General features: G+C 63.9%; 2 pseudogenes. One reads left to right on the top strand and one right to left on the bottom strand.

Annotated elements, in window-relative coordinates:
- Nucleotides 1-344, bottom strand: a pseudogene (locus CXQ89_RS17730) (hypothetical protein); the annotation flags it as partial.
- A 133-nt stretch (nt 345-477) separates the two neighbouring features.
- Between CXQ89_RS17730 and CXQ89_RS19015 the strand changes: the two are divergent.
- A pseudogene (locus CXQ89_RS19015) lies at nt 478-653 on the top strand (protein tyrosine phosphatase); the annotation flags it as partial.

Genomic DNA, 653 nt, shown 5'->3' with positions numbered 1-653 from the left:
ACTCCCTCGGTAGCGGACGCCCAGGCCAGGATGGCATCCGCGATGGGCCTCAAGTGCGGGTGGTTGGCGTACTGCCCGTTGATCAGCTCGTCGGCGTCACGCAGCATAAAGTCCGGGTAGCCGAACATTTCCCATGACACCGCGTACTGGGCGTACCCCGTCACCCCGAAGGTGTCCCGCATCCAGGTGCGGAGCTCGCCGTCGTTTTTGATTCCTGCGGCGCGCGCCTTCCCAACCCAGTACGCCGTGTCCTCGCCGGTCTTCCTGACAAGCAGGGCTTTGTTGCTGTCCACCATCGATTGCCAGGTGTTCGGCTTTTTTGTGGACTCCGGGATGGCAGGCATGCATCGATCGTAGCGCCGTGAAAAAAGATTCCGCGCACCCGTAACCTTTCCGGCGTCCCACGCGATGTAGGAGGTGATGGGTCCGCCCGGCGGGCCCGAATCAAAAGTGTTGTCTAGGTTTTGGAGTGTTTTCATGTCGTTGTTCACCGTCCTCGCCACCAGCAAAGTCGCTGCCGGAGTCCTGGCAGCCGGCACCATTGCCGTCGGCGGAACCGGCGCCGCAGCCGTTTCCGGTGTCCTCCCCGCCCAGGCGCAGCAGACCGCCCACAACCTCTTCGGCGCTCCCGCCCCGGAGCTCGCAGCGGAAGC

The sequence above is a fragment of the Arthrobacter sp. ZGTC212 genome, from assembly GCF_002929255.1.
GTDB lineage: Bacteria > Actinomycetota > Actinomycetes > Actinomycetales > Micrococcaceae > Arthrobacter_B > Arthrobacter_B sunyaminii.
The sequence above is the reverse complement of the archived record's forward strand: the minus strand, read 5'-3'. Positions and strand labels throughout refer to the sequence as shown.